15 protein-coding genes, 1 riboswitch and 1 other annotated feature are annotated in these 20383 nt (G+C 35.8%); of the genes, 1 reads left to right on the top strand and 14 read right to left on the bottom strand.

Going from position 1 to position 20383, the window contains the following annotated elements:
• Positions 1-27: 27 nt before the first annotated feature.
• The 8 genes from rplI to hutH all read right to left on the bottom strand — a co-directional run bounded on the left by rplI (position 28) and on the right by hutH (position 9375).
• Positions 28-474, bottom strand: coding sequence for a 50S ribosomal protein L9 (gene rplI / locus JMUB898_RS00075; RefSeq protein ID WP_002445026.1), 447 nt, complete (start codon positions 472-474; stop codon positions 28-30).
• Positions 471-2438 carry a DHH family phosphoesterase gene (locus tag JMUB898_RS00070; RefSeq protein ID WP_037541779.1) on the bottom strand — a complete coding sequence of 656 codons (1968 nt, stop codon included), beginning with the start codon at positions 2436-2438 and terminating at the stop codon, positions 471-473. The genes rplI and JMUB898_RS00070 overlap by 4 nt, the downstream gene beginning before the upstream one ends.
• Positions 2439-2466: 28 nt before the next feature.
• Entirely contained in the window at positions 2467-3393 is a 927-nt protein-coding gene (locus tag JMUB898_RS00065) for a YybS family protein (RefSeq protein WP_095323425.1), read from the bottom strand.
• 214 nt (positions 3394-3607) lie between these two features.
• A complete protein-coding gene (gene metX, locus JMUB898_RS00060; protein WP_002445032.1) occupies positions 3608-4576 on the bottom strand; it encodes a homoserine O-acetyltransferase MetX in 969 nt (322 codons plus the stop codon).
• Positions 4577-4642: 66 nt separating this feature from the next.
• Positions 4643-4743: riboswitch (SAM riboswitch) on the bottom strand.
• Between the two features lie 125 nt (positions 4744-4868).
• Positions 4869-5198, bottom strand: a complete 330-nt coding sequence (locus JMUB898_RS00055; protein ID WP_002445033.1) for an AzlD domain-containing protein — start codon at positions 5196-5198, stop codon at positions 4869-4871.
• Positions 5195-5887 carry an AzlC family ABC transporter permease gene (locus JMUB898_RS00050; protein ID WP_002445035.1) on the bottom strand — a complete coding sequence of 231 codons (693 nt, stop codon included), beginning with the start codon at positions 5885-5887 and terminating at the stop codon, positions 5195-5197. The genes JMUB898_RS00055 and JMUB898_RS00050 overlap by 4 nt, the downstream gene beginning before the upstream one ends.
• A 316-nt stretch (positions 5888-6203) precedes the next feature.
• A complete protein-coding gene (gene serS / locus JMUB898_RS00045; RefSeq protein WP_037541780.1) occupies positions 6204-7490 on the bottom strand; it encodes a serine--tRNA ligase in 1287 nt (428 codons plus the stop codon).
• A gap of 88 nt (positions 7491-7578) precedes the next feature.
• Positions 7579-7793, bottom strand: a binding site (T-box leader).
• 76 nt (positions 7794-7869) lie between these two features.
• The gene (hutH, locus tag JMUB898_RS00040; protein ID WP_002445039.1) at positions 7870-9375 is read right to left on the bottom strand and encodes a histidine ammonia-lyase; all 1506 of its coding nucleotides are present in this window, start codon (positions 9373-9375) and stop codon (positions 7870-7872) included.
• A gap of 411 nt (positions 9376-9786) precedes the next feature.
• Between hutH and JMUB898_RS00035 the strand changes: the two genes are divergently transcribed.
• The gene (locus tag JMUB898_RS00035; protein WP_002445041.1) at positions 9787-10599 is read left to right on the top strand and encodes an NAD(P)H-hydrate dehydratase; all 813 of its coding nucleotides are present in this window, start codon (positions 9787-9789) and stop codon (positions 10597-10599) included.
• A 75-nt stretch (positions 10600-10674) separates the two neighbouring features.
• On the opposite strand, the gene gyrA is transcribed toward JMUB898_RS00035, so the two are convergent.
• From gyrA to dnaA, 6 genes are all read right to left on the bottom strand, one after another.
• Positions 10675-13350, bottom strand: a complete 2676-nt coding sequence (gene gyrA, locus JMUB898_RS00030; RefSeq protein WP_126501866.1) for a DNA gyrase subunit A — start codon at positions 13348-13350, stop codon at positions 10675-10677.
• Positions 13351-13386: 36 nt separating this feature from the next.
• Positions 13387-15318: a DNA topoisomerase (ATP-hydrolyzing) subunit B gene (gene gyrB / locus JMUB898_RS00025; protein ID WP_002445044.1), complete on the bottom strand. Its 1932-nt coding sequence runs from the start codon at positions 15316-15318 to the stop codon at positions 13387-13389.
• A gap of 10 nt (positions 15319-15328) precedes the next feature.
• Positions 15329-16444 carry a DNA replication/repair protein RecF gene (gene recF / locus JMUB898_RS00020; protein ID WP_002445047.1) on the bottom strand — a complete coding sequence of 372 codons (1116 nt, stop codon included), beginning with the start codon at positions 16442-16444 and terminating at the stop codon, positions 15329-15331.
• Positions 16441-16686: a S4 domain-containing protein YaaA gene (yaaA, locus tag JMUB898_RS00015; protein WP_002445048.1), complete on the bottom strand. Its 246-nt coding sequence runs from the start codon at positions 16684-16686 to the stop codon at positions 16441-16443. The genes recF and yaaA overlap by 4 nt, the downstream gene beginning before the upstream one ends.
• A 381-nt stretch (positions 16687-17067) precedes the next feature.
• Positions 17068-18201, bottom strand: a complete 1134-nt coding sequence (gene dnaN, locus JMUB898_RS00010; RefSeq protein ID WP_044466540.1) for a DNA polymerase III subunit beta — start codon at positions 18199-18201, stop codon at positions 17068-17070.
• 309 nt (positions 18202-18510) lie between these two features.
• Complete coding sequence (gene dnaA / locus JMUB898_RS00005; RefSeq protein WP_037541782.1) at positions 18511-19866, bottom strand: chromosomal replication initiator protein DnaA; 1356 nt, start codon at positions 19864-19866, stop codon at positions 18511-18513.
• Positions 19867-20383: the final 517 nt, after the last annotated feature.

The following is a 20383-nucleotide window of genomic DNA, read 5'->3' as shown; positions in this document are numbered from 1 at the left end:
TAAGCATCACTAAAGTAACGTTTTAAATTACTGTTCTACTGTGTGTACTCGAATTGTACCTTCAACTTCTTTGTCTAGTTTAACTGGTACGTTTGTGTAACCTAATGCGTGAATACCTTGTGGTAAATCCATTTTACGTTTATCAATTTTAATATCATGTTGCTTATTAAGTGCTTCGGCAATTTGTTTTGTACTAACTGAACCAAACAATTTACCGCCTTCACCTGTTTTAGCTGATACTTCCACTTCGATATTTTCTAATTTCTCTTTCAATGCTTTAGCTTCATCAATTTCTTGTTGTCTATCCGCTTCAGCACGTTTATTTTGTTGTTCTAATTGTTTTAAGTTACCAGGAGTTGCTTCTACAGCATAGTTGTTTTTAAGTAAGAAGTTATTTGCGTAACCTACAGGTACGTCTTTCACTTCGCCTTTTTTACCTTTACCTTTAACATCTTGTGTGAAAATTACTTTCATGCGTCTTCACTCCTACTCATTTGTTCTGTAATTGCTTGTTGTAATTGTTCTATTGCTTCATCTATAGTAACACCTTTAATTTGTGTAGCTGCATTTGTAAGGTGTCCACCGCCACCTAATGCTTCCATAGTAAGTTGGACATTGATGGAACCTAGTGAACGTGCAGAGATACCAATAAGATTATCTTCACGTTTAGCTACAACATAAGATGCCTCGATACCTTCTAAACTTAACAACTCGTCGGCAGCTTGTGCAACCGTCACAGGATGATAGATTTTCTCATCAGATCCATGTGCAATTGCTATGCCATGATCTTGCAGTTTTACTGTTCGAATGAGCTCAGAACGATTAATATACGTATCTACATCATCTTTTAAGAAGTGTTGAGTCAAGATTGTATCTGCGCCATGTGCACGTAAGTAACTTGCTGCATCAAATGTTCTTGAACCTGTTCTTAATGTGAAGTTTCTTGTATCTACGATAATACCTGCATACATGACTGTTGATTCTAGACGTGTCAATCTTTGTTCAGTCGGTTGATATTCTAATAATTCAGTAACAAGTTCTGCAGTCGAACTTGCATATGGTTCCATATATACCAATAATGGGTTTGAAATAAAGCTTTCGCCACGTCTATGGTGGTCAATAACGACTTTACGGTTTGCTTTGTTTAAAACATTTTCATCTAAGACCATCTCAGGCTTGTGCGTATCCACGACAACGACTGTCGTCTTAGATGTCATCATATCCCAGGCCTCATCTGATGTGACAAAACGCTCTTTCAATTCAGGTTTCTTATCAATTTCATCCATTACACGACGTAACGTTGGGTCGATATCAGACTCGTTTAAAACGACGTAAGCTTCTAAGTTATTCATTAATGCAAAGCGTGACACACCAATAGCTGCCCCAATTGCATCTAAGTCAGGACGTTTATGTCCCATAATAATTACTTTGTCGCCTTCAGTGAGGATATCTTTCAATGCGTGAGAAATCACTCGAGCTCGTACGCGTGTACGTTTCTCCATCGGGTCAGTCTTACCGCCGTAGAAACGAACGTTACCATTCATATTCTTAATGGCAACTTGGTCACCACCACGTCCGAGTGCTAAGTCTAGACCTGATTGTGATAAATCACCGAGGTCGATAAGGTTCTCTGTCCCTTCACCGACACCTATACTTAGTGTAAGTTGTGCACGGTAACCGACACTCTTCTCTCTTAACTGGCTTAAAATTTCAAAGTTTGAATCTTCAAGTTCTGCTAGAATCTTCTGATTGAGATATGCAACGAACTGATCTGAATTATAACGTTTGAAATAAATGTTAAACTCTTGTGCCCAACGGCTAATTACACGTGTAACCATTGAGTTGATTTCTGAACGTTGTGTATCGTTCATATTCTGTGTAATTTCATCGTAGTTATCTAAGAATAATGTTGCGATGATTGGCTTTGAATCCTCATACAATTCGCTTGTATGTACACTTTCTGTGATATCGAAGAAGTATAAACAATGTTCATTATCTGAATAACGCACGTGATAATGATAGCTGTTATGTTCTATTTCTACTTCTTGAACCTTTTCTAATTGTTTTAATATGTTAGGAAAGACTTCGTTTACATTTTCAGAAATCACATTCGTTTCAACGTGCTCTGTCATGAATTGGTTCATCCACTCAATGTGATTATTCTCATCTAACACTATCATCCCTATAGGCAAATGCTTGATTGCTTTATTGCTACTTGCCGAGATATGACCACTTAAATCATCCACATAATTATCCATTTTAAGAAAAGCTTGTCTCAATAACACGCCACTAATGATAATCATCACGACGAGGATTGCTGCAGCAATGCCTGCGACGATTTGGTTGAAAATAAACCATACGATGACTAATGCAATGGCTGTAAGTACCATTAATATGAATGGTATGAGCAACGCTTTTTTAGTGGATTGACGGTTCATTTTTCCACCTCTAATCACTATTTAATAATCATTTTTTTATTATTCGTTTCAAATTAATACATAAATCAATAACGCCAAGTAATCCTACGATATGTGTGAGTGGTGTAATTAATGTCCCTATCACCATCAAGAATATCGTTAAGGCATCCGGCCATTTCTTAGCTTTACCAAAGAAATGAATGACGCTTAAACCTTGGATATACATCACTAATGATAACACAATTTCAAAGTTTAAAACGATGCTTTGGAATGTGCCTGGTTGGTTCGCAAACATAACACATATGAGAACTATAAGATAAATCCATAATAATGTACGGCTCATTTGCCAAGCAAATAATGGTTTAAAAATAGGTGTTGCGACCTTGAATTTTCGTAAAATTGGAAATGTAATAATCAGATTAATTAAGATTAAAAGGAAAATGACTATAATGAGATAGCTAGGGAGTTGAACCGTTGATTGTCGGAAAACTTCCTCAAACATCTGTCTATAGTTAGAATCTACTCCACTTGTTAAGACGGCATCATGAATTGCATCTTTAAATGGCTTAATTAATACGGCTGCTTTTGGGATTTTCTCAAATGATTGTAATAACATGAATCCAATCAATGTGATTAAACTGATTGAAGCCGTTGAAATATATAGAATTCTTTCTTTTGAAGTTCTTTCCTTAAGTAATTGACCGATGATAAAACTTAAAATTAAGATCAGTACCATCATACTTAAGACAAATGTATTACCTAATAACGTTGTAAGAATAACTGTTACTAATGCGCTAATTCCAAATGATTGTACAGAGCGGTTCCATAGCACGATGCCAGGAATCGTTGCAAATAAACATAAAATTAAGCCGAGAATAGGTAATACATGTGTTACTAAAGCGACTATAAGTAATGAAATTGTTGCAATAATAGTTGCTTTAGGTTGTATTTTTGAAAACACACACGCCACTCCCATACTTTTTGACTATAACCTCTATTTTAACCTCTTTGCCAAAAATTAACAATAAAGTCATACTTCTAATGACATCGTCATTAGTTAGTATGACTTATGCAATCGTGATAACGATTGTAATCCTTTTAAAGCAATTAATGCGTATGCATTAATTAGTAGCACTTATGCAATCGCAATGGGCGATTGTAATCCTTTATTGTAATAAGACGGTCGTTATTTATTTCCTTTTAAATTGTTTTAAGTTTAGGAAGTGGTATAAATTGGGTGCCCAATCATTAAAGTTGAGGAGGAAGCCGTCATGGCCAACGTTATCAGGTACAAAGAAATGACGATGGTATTTAAACCTCTCCCCTACTGCTCTGACTTGGTCATCAGGATAAAGTAAATCATCTATAAAGCCCATGGTTAAGACTTTAGTTTCTAATGATTGAAACACTTCGTCTACGTCATCTCGTCCTCGATCAATATTATGACTATCTAAGACATCCAGCAGTGTTAAATAGCATTTTAAGTCGAAACGATTTTTGAATTTATCGCCTTGATGTTGCTGGTAACTCACAACTTCTTCTGGTGTAAATCGTTGATCATAACTTTTCGAAGAACGATATGTTAAGAAACCGAGTTGACGTGCTATACTTAAGCCTTCCTTTCCACCAAGGTGAATGGCTTGGCGTGCAATTTCATTAAATGCGCGACTATAAGATGACGTCTTATCCGTTGAAGCTAAAATAATGGCTTTATCGACATGAAATTGATTGTTATATAGTAATTCCATCGCTTGCATACCACCGAGGCTACCACCTATAAGAATATTAATCCTCTTGAAACCGAGCGCCTGAATACCTTTCTCAATCGCTTTAACAATATCTCTTAATGTGAGGTGCTCTGGAAAGTTAGGGTCATTGAGCTTGGAACTTGAGCCGAAGGGACTACCGATAACGTTGAATGTTAGAAATTGGTAATCGTGAAGCGGGATATAACCACCATCAATAATTTCGCGCCACCATCCATGTTGATCATCGGTGCCATAGGTTAAGTGGTTACCTGTTAATGCATGACATACGACAGCAAGTGGTTGGCCTGGGTATCCCACATGTTCGTAACGTAGTTTCAAGTTGTCTATTGTCTCGCCAGATTCAGTTGTAAATGTGCCTAATTCTAACGTATCTACTTTATAATTCGTCATCCTTATCGCTACCTCCTCTTACTAAAAAAGCTTCTTACTCAAATGAACAAGTAAGAAGCGATTCAGTACTTATCATTCGAGATACTCGTTGGTTGTAGCACCGTGCTATTGCTAGTCGGTTGCTGAAGCATCGTTGGGCCAATTCCCTCAGCTTCTCGAAATAAGATTTCATCAATTTAGTTGTGTGATATTACTGTTGTTAATTCCAACTTTAATTTTCTAAATTTTCTAATTAATTAGATTTTATCTAACTTCTTTTATGACTTCAATGTTTTGCTGTCATTTTCAGAAATTAAAAGAAAAAGCGTAAACAAGCAATAATAATGATACCGCCAACAATTGTTACAGTCAGACTGCGAGTGAAGATAGCGAGAAAGACGGTGGGTATGATAGCGACAATATATGGAAGATTTAGTGTATATCCAAATGCGTTGTCGTGTTGTTGAATGACCCCGTCGATGACAAGTGCAGTAAATAGTGTGATTGGAATGAACGAGAGCCACTTAACGACAATTTCTGGTAAATGCACTCTCGAAATTAAGATAAATGGAATAATTCGCATCAGTAGCGTTACAATTCCGCATAAAATAATAAGTGTGAATGTATGTAAGTCTGTGTTCATCTTTCTATCACCACCCCTAAAGCTGCCGTCACAGTTGCTGCAATTAATATCGCTACATACGATGGCATCATTAAGCTCAATGTAAGCATCAACACAACCACACAGATAATTAATAAAATATAAATTCTAAGGCGTGATTTCTTGATTGACTCAAATTGAGAGAACCCTAAAAAGATAAACATTGCAGTAATGGCGAAGTCTAAACCGAGCGTATTGGGATTAGAGATGTATTTACCAAATAATGCGCCTGCCACACATGAAATGGTCCAAAATAAATAAGCTGTAAGATTGAGACCATGAAGCCATCGATCATTAATCTTTTCGCCTTTAATGTAGGGCGTAATTGCGACTCCGAAAGTCTCATCGGTGAGTAATGTGCCGAGTCCTACCCTATTCCAAAAGCCGTAATGCTTATAGTTAGGTGCTAAGGTCATACTTAATAGGAACATTCTTGAGTTAACGATAAGTGTTGTAAGGACAATTGCAGATATGGGCGTGCCAGCAATTAATAAAGCACAAACGATAAACTGCGCTGCACCTGCATAAATAATGAGGCATAATAAAATAATTTCTAAAATACTAAATTTTTGAGAGGCTGCGACAATACCAAATGACAAACCTACGCCAGCGTATCCAAATAATGTAGGAATACATTCTCTTACCCCTTGCTTAAATGTAAGATGCGCCATTTATTCAGCCTCCATTCTTCCCGGTAAAATAGTAAAGTAAGTCTAATATATTTATTCTTTATATTCAATATCTTAAGACACCAGTTTGTGTGAGGTTAGACAACCCTAATACTCATAAGTATTGTTATGAATGCGTTTATAAAATTTCAGAATTTTGTTTCTTCTTTTAGACTTACCTCTCAAATTTGAGTTTATTTAAGGGCTCCCCCTCCCCTATTTTTGTTTTAAAAGTATTAAAAAAAAGACAATGACTTATTCAGTCATTGCCTATAAGACTTAAATTGATTTTGTCTTTTAATTGAACCCTTTGTGTTTATTATTTTGTGGGTTTATCAATTTTAGTTTTTCCACCCATGAATGGTACTAATGCTTCTGGAATTGTGATTGTACCGTCTTCATTTTGATAGTTTTCAACGATAGCTGCGAATGTACGTCCTACTGCTAAACCACTACCATTTAAAGTGTGTGCTAATTCAGGTTTAGCTGAATTGTCACGTTTGAAGCGAATGTTTGCACGACGTGCTTGGAAATCAGTACAGTTTGAGCAAGAACTAATTTCTTTGTAGTCATTATAACTTGGTAACCATACTTCTAAGTCATATGTTTTACTAGCACTGAAACCAATATCACCAGTACATAAGATCACACGACGGTATGGTAAACCTAATTCTTCTAAAATTGCTTCAGCATTTTGTGTCATATCTTCTAAAGCATCCCAAGAATCTTCAGGTTTTTCGAAACGTACCATTTCAACTTTATCGAATTGGTGTAGACGAATTAAACCTCTTGTATCACGTCCAGCTGATCCCGCCTCACTACGGAAACATGCTGTTTGTCCTGTGAATTTTTCAGGTAACACACCTGGTTGAATGATTTCGTCTCTGTAGAAGTTTGTTAATGGTACTTCAGCAGTTGGGATGGTATATAATCCTTCTTTTTCAACTTTAAATAAGTCTTCTTCGAATTTAGGTAATTGACCTGTACCAAACATTGTATCTGCATTTACAAGTTGTGGTGTCATCATTTCAGTGTAACCGTGTTGTGTCGTATGTTTAGTAAGCATGTAGTTCATCAATGCACGTTCTAAGTGTGCACCTTCATTTGTTAGATATACGAAACGGGCACCTGATACTTTAGCAGCGCGATCGAAATCAGCCATTTTAAGATCTTCTACTAAATCCCAGTGCGCTTTAGGTTCAAAATTGAATTCACGAGGAGTACCCCATTTTTTCAATTCAACGTTTTCTTCATCTGATTCACCTTGAGGTACGTCATCATTGATTAAGTTTGGAATGCGAATTAAAATATCTCTTACTTTATTATCTACTTCATTTAATTTCGCATCATTTTCTTTGATTTCGTCTCCTAAGTTACGCATTTCTGCGATTACGTCGTCAGCATTTTCTTTGTTACGTTTTTTCTGTGCAATTTCTTCGCTGACTTTATTACGTTTTGCTTTCATTTCTTCTGTTTTACCGATTAATTGACGACGTTGTTCGTCTAATTCTAAAACTTCATCGACTACTTTAGGATCGTCTCCTCTTAATTCAATTTTGCTCTTAACTTTGTCTGGTTCATTTCTAAATAAACGAATATCTAACATGTAACCTTCATCCTTTCCCAAGTGTTTAAAATATTATATTTTTGGATGACTTCGTGCTGGTAAACAATAAAAAAAGACCACATCCCCGACAAGGGACGTGGTCTACGCGTTGCCACCCTATTTAACAATTTAAAATAAATCGTCATATCGATTACTTTAAATTGCACTTAACTAAAATAACGGTTATTACCGATTGCTCTCATATAGTAGGTAGATTCACATGAATAGCGATTACTTGTTCTCACTTACCACAAGCTCTCTGAAATCGCGTGATTAATGCTACTTGGCCTACGAACAATGTTTTATTAAGTTATTTTTAATATAGCAAAGTCTTTTGAACTTTTCAAGTAATTGTAAAATTATGATAATTAATTTGAAATTATGCGTTATTGTACGCATCATCTCTAAGATATTGTGCAACTGCTTCGATATCTTTATGAAATTGGCGATCTTGTGTAATAGAAGGCACAATTTTACGATATTCTTCATATTTCTCACGTGTTTTTGGTGAAAGCTTATCCACACCTTTATATTCAACTGCTTGTAAGGCAATCACGCATTCGATTGCAATGACACGTCGTGCATTTTCAATCATTTGGTAACCATGTCTTGAAGCAATTGTCCCCATTGAGACGTGATCTTCTTGGTTAGCTGAAGACGGTATAGAATCGACACTCGCTGGGTGGGCGAGGATTTTATTTTCAGAAACGAGACTAGCTGCAGCATATTGCATAATCATCGCACCACTTTGTAAACCTGGCTCTGGACTTAAAAATGCTGGCAAATCACCATTCAATTGTGGATTAATCAAACGTTCTAAACGACGCTCAGCAACGTTTGCTAACTCACTGACGCCCAATTTCAAATGATCTAATGCGAGGGCGACAGGTTGACCATGGAAATTACCACCTGAAATGACTAATGTCTCGTCATCTTCATCGAAAATGAGAGGATTATCATTCGCAGCGTTCATTTCAAATTCCAATTTCTCTCTTACATAATTGAAAACTTGGAAGCTTGCGCCATGAATTTGCGGAATACAGCGTAAACTGTATGCATCTTGAACACGTAATTCTGCTTGGCGTGTTGTGAGTTGTGAATCTTCAAGCCAATGTCGCATACGTGCCGCCACATCAACTTGTTCTTGAATATTACGTACTTTATGTACGTTGTGATTATAAGCGTCAGTGATTCCGTTTAAAGCTTGATGTGTAAGTGACGCAATCCATTCAACTTGATAGCCTAAGTCTTCCGCTTCAATGTAATTGATAACGCCTTGTGCTGTCATGGCTTGTGTACCATTGATAAGTGCCAAGCCTTCTTTCGCTTGTAGCTTTAATGGCTTACGTCCTAATTCATTTAATACGTGGCGACTATCGACTTGTTCATTTTCATAATAAACATCCCCTTCACCGATAAGCGCAAGCACTAAATGGGATAATGGCGCCAAATCACCGGAAGCTCCTAATGACCCTTGTTGCGGGATGACCGGAATAATGCGCTCATTAATAAAGAACTTCAATTGATCTACTAATTCTAAAGTTACTCCAGAGTGGCCTTTCAATAATGTATTTAAACGTAGTACCATCATTACTAATGCCACTTCTTCTGAAAATGGTTTCCCAATACCACATGCATGGGAACGAATGAGGTTAACTTGTAATTCATTGTATTGACTTGGATCGATTAATACATCACTAAATAAACCGAAGCCTGTCGTAATACCATAAATCGTTTCTTTGTTCTCTATAATGCGTTCAACAACTTGGCGACTCTTCTTCACACGTTCAATGGCATCTTCTGAAATATCAATTTTTAAATCTTGATTTAGAAGTTTCTTAATTTCTTTAATCGTTAATGATTCCCCGTTTAAGAATAATGTCATTTGAACAACCCCTTTGTTTAAATTTTAGCTCCATTACAGGAAAGTATACGTTTTCATTTTTATAATCACAACACTTTTTGAAATTTTTATAATGCATTATCAATTTAATATTTTAATTAGTTAAAGTATTTGGGTGCGTCATTTTTATTTTTTAAAGAAAATTGGATTATGACATTTTTAGATTTTAAACAGAGGGGTGACTTCGTTTTTTAAATTCTGAAATACCTATTGACGAAAGTGATTTACAGGTATAGTATTTTCTATTGTATTTAAAAGAGAATGAGCAATTTTAATGGGTCTTCAACTTCTTGAAAATAACTGTACACATCGCGTTATAAAGTGATTTTGAGACGGTAGGGCGTCTTGTGTATGGTAAACGGGAAGTAACTTTTTAATGGAGGTTATGTCATTATGGAAACGTTAGATTCTGTTAATATTCCTATAAGAAAAGACGAAACACATAAAGGCGATTACGGTAAAATCTTGCTAATCGGCGGTTCTGCTAACATGGGCGGCGCAATTATGCTTGCTGCACGTGCATGTGTATATAGTGGAAGTGGTTTAATCACTGTTGCAACACATCCTACCAATCACGCAGCGTTACATTCTCGTTGTCCAGAAGCGATGGTCATTGATATCAATGATACGAAGATGTTAACGAAAATGATTGAAGCCACAGATAGTATCTTGATTGGTCCTGGTCTAGGTGTTGATTTCAAAGGTAATAATGCGATTACTTTCTTACTTCAAAATATTCAACCACATCAAAATCTCATTGTAGATGGCGATGCAATTACAATATTTAGTAAATTGAAACCGCAAATTCCAACGTGTCGTGTCATTTTCACGCCACATCAAAAAGAATGGGAACGTTTAAGTGGTATTCCAATAGAAGAACAAACGTATGAACGTAATATAGAGGCGGTTAACCGTCTTGGTGCGACAGTAGTTTTAAAGCAACATGGTACTGAGATTTACTTTAAAGATGATGCTTATAAATTAGCTATAGGTACACCAGCAATGGCTACTGGTGGTATGGGTGATACGCTTGCCGGCATGATTACGAGCTTTGTCGGTCAATTCGATAGTTTGAAAGACGCTGTTACAAGTGCCACTTACATTCATAGTTATATCGGAGAGAAATTATCTGATACTATGTACGTCGTGCCACCTTCTCGTTTAATTAGCGAGATTCCATACGTTATGAAACAATTAGAAGGTTAGTCAAATCTTATATTGCTATAAAAAAATCAGGTTCTTACTCTATATAGAGCGAGAACCTGATTTTTTCATATATTATTATTCATTGTCGTCTTCGTTATCTGAAGCACTTTCAATATCTTCATTTACACGATCCATAAAGTCTTGACGCACATCGATTCTATCATCGTTGTCATCTGTTTTAACTTTAGATGTCTCTTCCTCTACTTCTGTATGAATCGCATTACCTGGTGTTTGATCATCTACAACTTCTTCTGTTGCTGTTTCAGAAGATGTTGTTTCATCTGAATCCTCATTGTCCTCATCATTTTCATCTTCTTCTTTGACTTTAGCAACTGTTGAAACAAATTGACCTTCGCCTAATTTCATCAAGCGTACACCTTGAGCGGCACGACCATTTTGAGAAATATCTTCCACATCAAGACGAATGATAACACCTGCGTTTGTTACAACCATTAAGTCTTCTTCACCTGTCACTGTAGTGATACATACGATATTACCATTACGTTCAGTAATTGTTGCTGTTTTAATACCTTTACCGCCACGATTTGATAATCTGTATTCACTTACTGGTGTACGTTTACCGTAACCATTTTCAGTAACAACTAAGACTTCATCTTCACTTTCTGCATGAGCCACATCCAGTCCTACAACTTCGTCGCCTTCACGTAATGTAATACCTTTCACACCGGCAGCAGTACGACCTAATGGACGCAATGCTGATTCAGGGAAGCGAATTAGTGATGCATGAGACGTACCGATAAGGATGTCTTCATTACCTGTAGTTAAACGAACCGCAATCAATTCATCATCTTCTTTAAAGCTGATTGCAATCTTACCGTTCTTATTAATACGTGAGAAGTTGCTAAGTGCTGAACGTTTAACAATACCACGTTTCGTAGCAAACACAAGATAATCATCTTCGCTTTCAAGGTTTCGAACCGCAATCATCGTACTGATTGTTTCATCATTCTCAAGCTCAATAGCATTAACGATTGGAATACCTTTCGATTGACGAGAGAGCTCAGGTACTTCGTAACCTTTAAGTTTATACACACGACCTTTATTCGTGAAGAATAAAACATTATCATGTGTACTTAAAGTAACTAACTGACTCACAAAGTCTTCTTCAAGCGTATTCATACCTTGTACACCACGTCCGCCACGGTTTTGTGAACGATATGTAGAAACAGGTAATCGTTTAATGTAATTATTGTGGCTTAATGTAATCACAATTTGTTCTTCAGGGATTAAATCTTCATCTTCTAAATCATCTAATCCACCTAATTGAATTTCGGTACGACGTTCATCTCCGAAGCGTTCTTTAATTTCTGAGAGTTCGTCACGAACTAATTGTAATAATACTTCTTCATCAGCAAGAATTTCTTCTAATTCTTTAATATATTCAAGAAGTTCGTTATATTCTGATTCAATTTTATCGCGTTCTAATCCTGTTAAACGTCTTAAACGCATATCTAAGATCGCTTGCGCTTGACGTTCAGATAGCTTAAAGCGTTCTTGCAAGCTTTCCATTGCGATTTTATCAGTTTCAGATTCACGAATAGTTGTAATAATTTCGTCAATGTGATCTAACGCAATTCGTAAACCTTCTAGAATATGTGCGCGATCTTTGGCCTTTCTTAAATTATATTCAGTGCGTCGTCTTACTACTACTTTCTGATGCTCTAAATAGTGAATTAACGCTTCTTTTAAATTAATTAATTTAGGTCTGCCATTGACTAAGGCAATCATATTCACACCAAATGATGTTTGTAATGGTGTTTGTTTATATAAATTGTTTAGGATTACGCTCGCATTGGCATCTTTACGTACATCAATAACGATTCTAACCCCTGTACGTAAACTTGTTTCATCACGTAAATCTGTAATTCCATCAATTTTCTTATCTCTTACAAGTTCTGCGATTTTCTCAATCATACGTGCTTTATTGACTTGGAAAGGTATTTCAGTCACGACGATACGTTGACGTCCGCCACCTCGTTCTTCAATTTCCGCACGTGAACGCATTTGAATTGAACCACGTCCTGTTTCATATGCGCGACGGATGCCACTTTTCCCTAAAATTAAACCTGCAGTTGGAAAATCTGGACCTTGAATATCTTCCATCAATTCATTAATTGTAATATCTGGGTTCTTACTTAAACTTAATACACCATCAATTACTTCTGTTAAATTGTGAGGAGGAATGTTAGTCGCCATACCTACAGCAATCCCAGCAGCACCGTTCACTAAAAGGTTAGGGAAACGTGCAGGTAAGACTGACGGCTCTCTTTCATTACCATCATAGTTGTCGATAAAATCAATGGTATCTTTATTGATATCACGTAGAAGTTCTAACGTAATCTTAGTCATACGTGCCTCGGTGTAACGCATTGCTGCTGCGCCATCACCATCCATAGAACCAAAGTTACCTTGTCCATCTACAAGAGGGTAACGGTAACTGAAATCTTGGGCCATTCTAACCATCGCTTCGTAGATTGAAAGGTCACCATGTGGGTGATATTTACCCATAACGTCCCCAACGATACGCGCAGATTTCTTATACGGTTTATCTGGTGTCATGCCTTGTTCATTTAGACCATATAAGATACGACGATGTACAGGCTTTAATCCATCTCTAACGTCAGGTAATGCACGAGAAACAATAACACTCATGGCATAGTCTAAGAATGATTCACGCATTTCACTGGTTATATTTCGTTCATTAATTCTTGATTGAGGTAATTCAGCCATCAAGAGATCCTCCTTCAAAAGTTCAGTTCATAGTGCTTAGAAATCTAGGTTGGCGTAAACTGCATTATCTTCGATAAATTGTCTACGATTTTCTACAACGTCACCCATTAACATTTCAAATGTTTGGTCTGCATCAATTGCGTCTTCAAGTCTCACTTGCAACATTGAGCGGTGCTCTGGATTCATAGTCGTTTCCCATAATTGATCGGCGTTCATCTCTCCAAGACCTTTGTAACGAGAGATAGACCATTTAGGTGTAGGATTTAATTCCGCTTTAAGTTTATCTAATTCTCTATCGTTGAATACGTAATACTTCTGCTTACCTTGTGTCAATTTATATAAAGGTGGCTGAGCAATGTAGACATATCCCGCTTCAATTAACGGTCTCATGAAACGATAGAAGAATGTAAGTAATAGTGTACGAATATGTGCACCATCGACATCCGCATCTGTCATAATAACAATTTTATGATAACGTGCTTTTGAAATATCGAATTCTCCACCGATACCTGTACCAAACGCAGTAATCATTTGGCGAATTTCATTGTTATTTAGAATACGATCTAGACGTGCCTTTTCAACATTTAAGATTTTACCTCTTAACGGTAAAATCGCTTGCGTTCTTGAGTCACGACCTGATTTTGTAGACCCCCCGGCAGAGTCACCCTCTACTAAGAAAATCTCACTTTCATCAGGATTTTTACTAGAACAATCTGCTAATTTACCTGGTAAACTTGAAACATCTAATGCTGATTTACGACGTGTTACTTCACGTGCTTTTTTAGCTGCAACACGTGCTCTAGATGCCATAATACCCTTTTCAACAATAATACGGCCCACAGAAGGGTTCTCGTATAAAAAGCGTTCAAAGTGTTCTGAGAATAATTTATCTACGACTTGACGTACTTCAGAGTTACCTAACTTCGTCTTCGTTTGTCCTTCGAATTGAGGGTCACCATGTTTAATTGAGATAATAGCTGTTAAACCTTCACGCGTATCTTCACCTGAAAGTCTATCTTTATCTTCTTTGATGATTTTACTTTGCGTTCCATAACTATTTAATACACGTGTCAATGCACGTTTGAAGCCGTCTTCATGCGTACCGCCTTCGTAAGTGTGGATATTATTTGCGTAAGTTAATAAGTTTGTCGCATAGCCACTGTTATATTGGATGGCAATTTCTACTTCGATATCGTCTTTAGTTTGATGTATGTAGATAGGCTCTTGATGAATCGGTTCTTTGTTCTCATTTAGCAATTCTACATAAGACTTAATACCACCTTCATAGTGATAGGAGTCTTCGCGTACTTCTTCTTCACGCTCATCTCTTAAAGTGATTTGAATACCTTTATTTAAGAATGCAAGTTCACGTATACGTTGTTGTAACGTTTCGTAATTATAAACCGTTGTCTCAGTAAAGATATCGCCGTCAGCTTTAAAGCGGATAGCTGTACCTGTTTGATCCGTTTCACCAATTTCTTTCAAGTCAAATTGAGGTACACCTTTTTTGTAGGCTTGGTGATAAATCGTTTCATTTCGATATACGTATACTTCAAGATCTTGGGAAAGCGCATTAACTACGGATGAACCTACACCATGAAGTCCACCGGATACTTTATATCCGCCACCACCAAATTTACCTCCTGCATGGAGTACAGTTAAGATAACTTCGACAGCAGGACGTCCCATTTTCTCTTGAATATCAACAGGAATTCCACGACCATTGTCAGTAACTTTAATCCAATTGTCTTTCTCAATGATGACCTCTATTTGATCAGCATAACCTGCTAATGCTTCGTCAATACTATTATCAACAATTTCCCATACTAAATGGTGCAATCCTCTTTCGGAAGTTGAACCAATATACATACCTGGTCTTTTACGCACCGCTTCAAGACCTTCTAATACTTGTATCTGTCCAGCACCATAATTATCTGTGTTGTTTACATCTGACAATGTATTCACCATCACTTTCTTGTTACTTTAGTAATTCGCCTTGACTTATACGGTATAACTTAGCGTTATTCATGATTTCATGATCTATACCGTCCACAGACGTTGTAGTTACGAATGTTTGTACTTTATGTTGAATCGTACTTAAGAGATGCGTTTGTCGTGAATCATCAAGTTCACTAAGCACATCGTCTAATAGCAAGATTGGATATTCCCCAACCTCAATATTCATTAATTCAATTTCTGCTAGCTTAATTGACAATGCAGTTGTTCGTTGTTGGCCTTGTGAACCATATATTTGAGCATCCATGCCATTAACATTGAATCCTAAATCATCACGATGTGGTCCGTATAGACACACACCTCTCTCTTTTTCTCGCTTCAAGTTATCGTTTAATAACGTCATCACTTCATCTAGCAATTCTGACTCGTCTTTTTCATAGTCGCTTAACTTTAAGCTAGGTAGATATTTAAGTGCTAATTTCTCGCGCTCATTAGTAATGCCTGAATGAATGGGTTGTGCGAGTTCTTCTAGTTCCTTTATAAAATGCTCACGACGTAACGTTACCTTTAAAGCATATTGAGCAAATTGTTGGTTTAAAACTTCTAACATCGTCGTATCCGTCTTCTGTCCAATTTGTAATTGCTTTAAATAGTTATTCTTTTGTTTAAGAATACGTTGGTATTGAGCTAAATCATTTAAGTAAACGGCTGAAATTTGTCCCAACTCCATATCTATGAAACGACGACGTATTTGCGGAGAACCTTTAACAATATTTAAATCCTCCGGTGCAAAAAGCACGACGTTCAAGTGTCCCACATATTGAGTCAGTCTACTTTGTTCAAGGTGATTCACTTTAACTTGTTTACCTTTTTTAGTTATAAACATTGTAAGTGGCATTGTGCCATGTCTATAACTCAGCTCACCTTCTATTTTAGCATAATCAGAGTTAAAACGTATGAGTTCCTTATCATTGGAAGTACGATGACTTTTAGCAAGTGCTAGAGTATAAATTGATTCAAGTAAATTCGTCTTCCCTTGCGCATTCTCGCCTATGAGAATATTCACTTCTGGATGACAATCTAATGTAACCTCTTCATAGTTACGATAATTCTCTAATTGGAGTGTATTGAGTTTCATTGTTCACCTTGATGAATGATTAGAAAAGAACCTGTATCCTCAGGTAAATCTGTGATATCAATTCTGTCGTTGTGTTCTAATTTCTTACCACGACGCGTTTCACGTTGGCCATTGATTAAAACTTGAAAATCTTGTAGAAACCATTTGGCTTGTCCACCAGATTCAATAATGCCTTCAGTTTTAAGAAATTGGCCTAAAGTAATGTTTCCTTCTACAACAACTTCTTGAACCAAAATGATCACTCCATTTCTTTATATGTCATTAATATATTATACCTTTTTTCGCCTTAGATTTCATGTAAAACAAAGAATGAAATCACTTAACTCGATATATATTTTTATTCCTAAAAAATTACGTTACCTCTCATACATTTTTAGCGGTTTATAAATTAGTGAAATTTTAATTACCTATGCATGTGTATTTTGATTTTTGAGAGGCATTTTACTTAATTTTAACAAATAGGATGATTACCTCTCGAATTTTATTATCGTTTCACAGAACGTCTCTCAGTATCCTTAAAATAAATCTAAACCAACTAAAAAGAGATTGTCACTCGGACAACCTCTACGTTAAATATATAACAGGTTTAGCTTTTCTATAATTATCTCATTCATTATAACAAACTAATATGTTCTGATAGGTAAAATTAATTGTGTTACAGAATCGTCATCTTTTGGTTTTAAAATAAATGGCTTCATCGTTCCAAAGAATTCAACTTCAACTTCATCATTATCGATTGCTTTTAGAGCATCCATCATATATTTAGAGTTGAAAGAAATTTTTAAGTTTCCACCTTCAACATCATTTGCATTAACTTCTTCTTTTACTGTACCAATTTCAGGAGATGTTGAAGATAATTCTACTAATTCATTTCCAGTACTTAGTTTGATGACATTATTTCCACCTTCACGCGCTAATAAAGAAGCACGATCGATTGCATGATAGAAATCACCGTTATTAATTCCTAATTTGATTTCATAGTTTTCTGGGAATAAACGAGTTGTATCAGGATAGTGACCTTCAAGTAAACGTGAAATAAAGTTAACATTTCCAACTCTGAATAGAACTTGGTTAGATGCAAAGAAGATATCAATATCTTCATCACTGTCACTCATAATCTTATTTAATTCAGATAATGCTTTACCTGGAATGATGACATTTTTATTTTCTGAAGCATCTTCCAATTGTAACTTTCTTACAGCCAAGCGGTGTGAGTCAGTCGCTGTGCATATTAATTCATTATCTTGTATAAGCCAGTTCACACCCGTTAATACTGGGCGTGTTTCTGAGGTGGACACTGCGAAGTTTGTTTGCGCGATAATGTTTTTTAACACCTTAACTGATAATTGAATGGCATCATCTCTTGATACTTCTGGTAATAGTGGATATTGATCTGGATCTAATCCACTTAAGTTAAATTCAGAATGTCCTGAAGTGATTAACGTTTGGAATTGTTCATTTGTAGATAATTTAACATCTTTACCAGGTAACTTTTTAATAATATCTACGAAGAAACGACCAGGGAGTACAACTGATCCTGTTTCTGAGATATCAACGATGTCTTCACCGTCAATTTGTTTAGGAATTGTAATTTCAATTGAGATTTCTGAATCTGAACCAGTTAAAATCACTTCATTATCTTTAGCATCGATTTTAATACCAGTTAAAATAGGTAGTGTCGTTCTTGGTGAAATTGCTTTAAGTGTGTCATTAAGTTGATTAATAAAATAATCTCTTTTAATTGTGAATTCCATCATTAATTTCTAAACTCCTTCCAGTCGTTTATATATAATTATATAGGTTTTAAATTCATAGTAATAGTAGTAGGGGCTGTGGATTGGTGGATAAGTTCTAAAAAGTTTGTAATCGCCCAGTTATACATATGTGGATAAACTGTGTACGCTGTGTATTACTTTTAAACATTATCCACAATTTCTCGAATTATTAACTTCATGCCTCAACCTTTTCAAGAAATTTAATATGCTTTTTTTCGTTGTAATTATTCCCGAAATATATATTTTTAAATCTCTGTCTTAGTAATTTGCTACTTGTCACACTATTTCCCGCTACTGATTTCTAATTTCTTTTTCTAAATTTTCGACTTCTTGTTTAAATGTTGGATCTGCTTTAATGTCATTTACAATTTTTTCGTGTGCGTGAATCACAGTGGTATGATCACGACCGCCGAATTCTTCACCAATTTTTGGTAAAGAAAAATCAGTAAGTTCTCTAGATAAATACATTGCGATTTGACGAGGATACGCAATAGATTTTGTACGTTTTTTAGCGCTGAAATCTTCAATTCGCACACTGTAGTATTGACCTACGACTTTCTGGATATCTTGAATTGTAATTTTTTTAGATTTTGGTGCTTGAATAATATCTTTAAGTGCTTCTGCAGTTAATTCAGTTGTAATAGGTTTACCTTGTAATTTTGAATAAGCTAATAATCTTGTTAGTGCGCCTTCAAGTTCACGGATATTAGATTGAATTTGATTAGCGATGTAGTTAAGTGCCTCAGGCGGTATATCAAGATTTTCTTCTTCTATTTTCTTTTGCAAGATTGCCATTCTTGTTTCGTAATCTGGTGGTGTGATATCAACGATGAGTCCCCATTCGAAACGTGAACGTAATCGATCTTCTAATTTAGCTATTTCTTTAGGTGGTCGATCACTTGAAATGACGATTTGCTTGTTATTTTGATGCAATTCATTAAATGTATGGAAGAACTCTTCTTGAGTTTGTTCTTTGTTTTGAATGAATTGAATATCATCAATCAGTAACACGTCTATGTTTCGATACTTTTCACGGAAAGCTTCAGTTTCATTATCACGAATTGATTTAATAAATTCGTTAGTGAATTTCTCACTTGATGTATAAATGACTTTCGCATTCGGTTGATTACTAAGGACATGGTGACCAATTGCATGCATTAAGTGAGTTTTACCTAAACCTACGCCTCCGTATATAAATAGAGGATTGTATGCTTCGGCTGGTGCTTCAGCTACTGCTAAACTTGCTGCGTGTGGGAAGCGGTTCCCCGGTCCAATTACGAAAGTATCGAATGTGTTATGCGTATTAAATTGTTCTTTTCCCCAATTATTTTCATCATGGGTTGGAGCAGCAGTTTGAGGTTCTTGAGTTGCGTGAGATGTCACATTACTGTAGTTAGCAAGCTCATCTTCTGTAATAAAATGGGGTTTCACTTCATAACCAATGACATCATATATAATAGCCTGCATAATTTCGGAGTATCTTTGATTTAGCCAACTCGCATTAAATGGCAGGCTTGTTAAAATAATGGCTTCGTCATTTTTAAGTGAGTAGAGTTGCGTATCTTTGATAAACGTATGATAGCTGGTATGTGAAATTCTTTCTTGGGCAATGTCTAAAACTTTGTCCCAAATTTCCTTCTCTGACATAAATAACTCCATCTTTCTTAAAATTTTAGACTTATACACAGAAATAACACCGGTGGATAAAAATAATCACAGCATGTTAATAATTATCCACAAGTTAATCACAGATAGTGGATAACTAATACAATACTATGATTTATTCACAGTGTTTATGTATATAAATTTGATAAATAAATCCTTATAAAATCACAATTTGAACGACTTATCCACATAATTATACTTTTTAACTTCGACAGATGTCAAATGGCTGTGAATATGTTTCTAAAAATTGTATAACCGTGTGAATGAAGAATACTTTATCCACAGAAAATACTAACATTTTTGTGAATAAGTGGATAACTTCATAAATTCTTCATCTTCTCTTAATAATCGCTTGGGAAATAATTTATAATACATGTATGAAAAATGTATAACGCAGAAAATGAGAGTCATATTTTGAATGCTATCTATTTAAAATCACATAATGAAAGTGAAAGTTATGCGATACGTCATAAAATCATCTTGCTTTATAAAAGGGATT

The sequence above is a fragment of the Staphylococcus caprae genome (assembly GCF_003966625.1).
GTDB lineage: Bacteria > Bacillota > Bacilli > Staphylococcales > Staphylococcaceae > Staphylococcus > Staphylococcus caprae.
This window is presented reverse-complemented; position numbering and strand designations above follow the sequence as displayed.

Bases quoted from the DNA above. Each gene is read 5' to 3' on its own strand.
- gyrA (WP_126501866.1), bottom strand. From the start codon at position 13,350: ATGGCTGAATTACCTCAATCAAGAATTAATGAACGAAATATAACCAGT.
- gyrB (WP_002445044.1), bottom strand. From the start codon at position 15,318: ATGGTGAATACATTGTCAGATGTAAACAACACAGATAATTATGGTGCT.
- recF (WP_002445047.1), bottom strand. From the start codon at position 16,444: ATGAAACTCAATACACTCCAATTAGAGAATTATCGTAACTATGAAGAG.
- rplI (WP_002445026.1), bottom strand. From the start codon at position 474: ATGAAAGTAATTTTCACACAAGATGTTAAAGGTAAAGGTAAAAAAGGC.
- JMUB898_RS00050 (WP_002445035.1), bottom strand. From the start codon at position 5,887: ATGGCGCATCTTACATTTAAGCAAGGGGTAAGAGAATGTATTCCTACA.
- hutH (WP_002445039.1), bottom strand. From the start codon at position 9,375: ATGACATTATTCTTAAACGGGGAATCATTAACGATTAAAGAAATTAAG.
- JMUB898_RS00035 (WP_002445041.1), top strand. From the start codon at position 9,787: ATGGAAACGTTAGATTCTGTTAATATTCCTATAAGAAAAGACGAAACA.
- metX (WP_002445032.1), bottom strand. From the start codon at position 4,576: ATGACGAATTATAAAGTAGATACGTTAGAATTAGGCACATTTACAACT.
- dnaA (WP_037541782.1), bottom strand. From the start codon at position 19,866: ATGTCAGAGAAGGAAATTTGGGACAAAGTTTTAGACATTGCCCAAGAA.
- JMUB898_RS00055 (WP_002445033.1), bottom strand. From the start codon at position 5,198: ATGAACACAGACTTACATACATTCACACTTATTATTTTATGCGGAATT.
- serS (WP_037541780.1), bottom strand. From the start codon at position 7,490: ATGTTAGATATTCGTTTATTTAGAAATGAACCAGACAAAGTTAAGAGC.
- dnaN (WP_044466540.1), bottom strand. From the start codon at position 18,201: ATGATGGAATTCACAATTAAAAGAGATTATTTTATTAATCAACTTAAT.
- JMUB898_RS00065 (WP_095323425.1), bottom strand. From the start codon at position 3,393: ATGGGAGTGGCGTGTGTGTTTTCAAAAATACAACCTAAAGCAACTATT.
- JMUB898_RS00070 (WP_037541779.1), bottom strand. From the start codon at position 2,438: ATGAACCGTCAATCCACTAAAAAAGCGTTGCTCATACCATTCATATTA.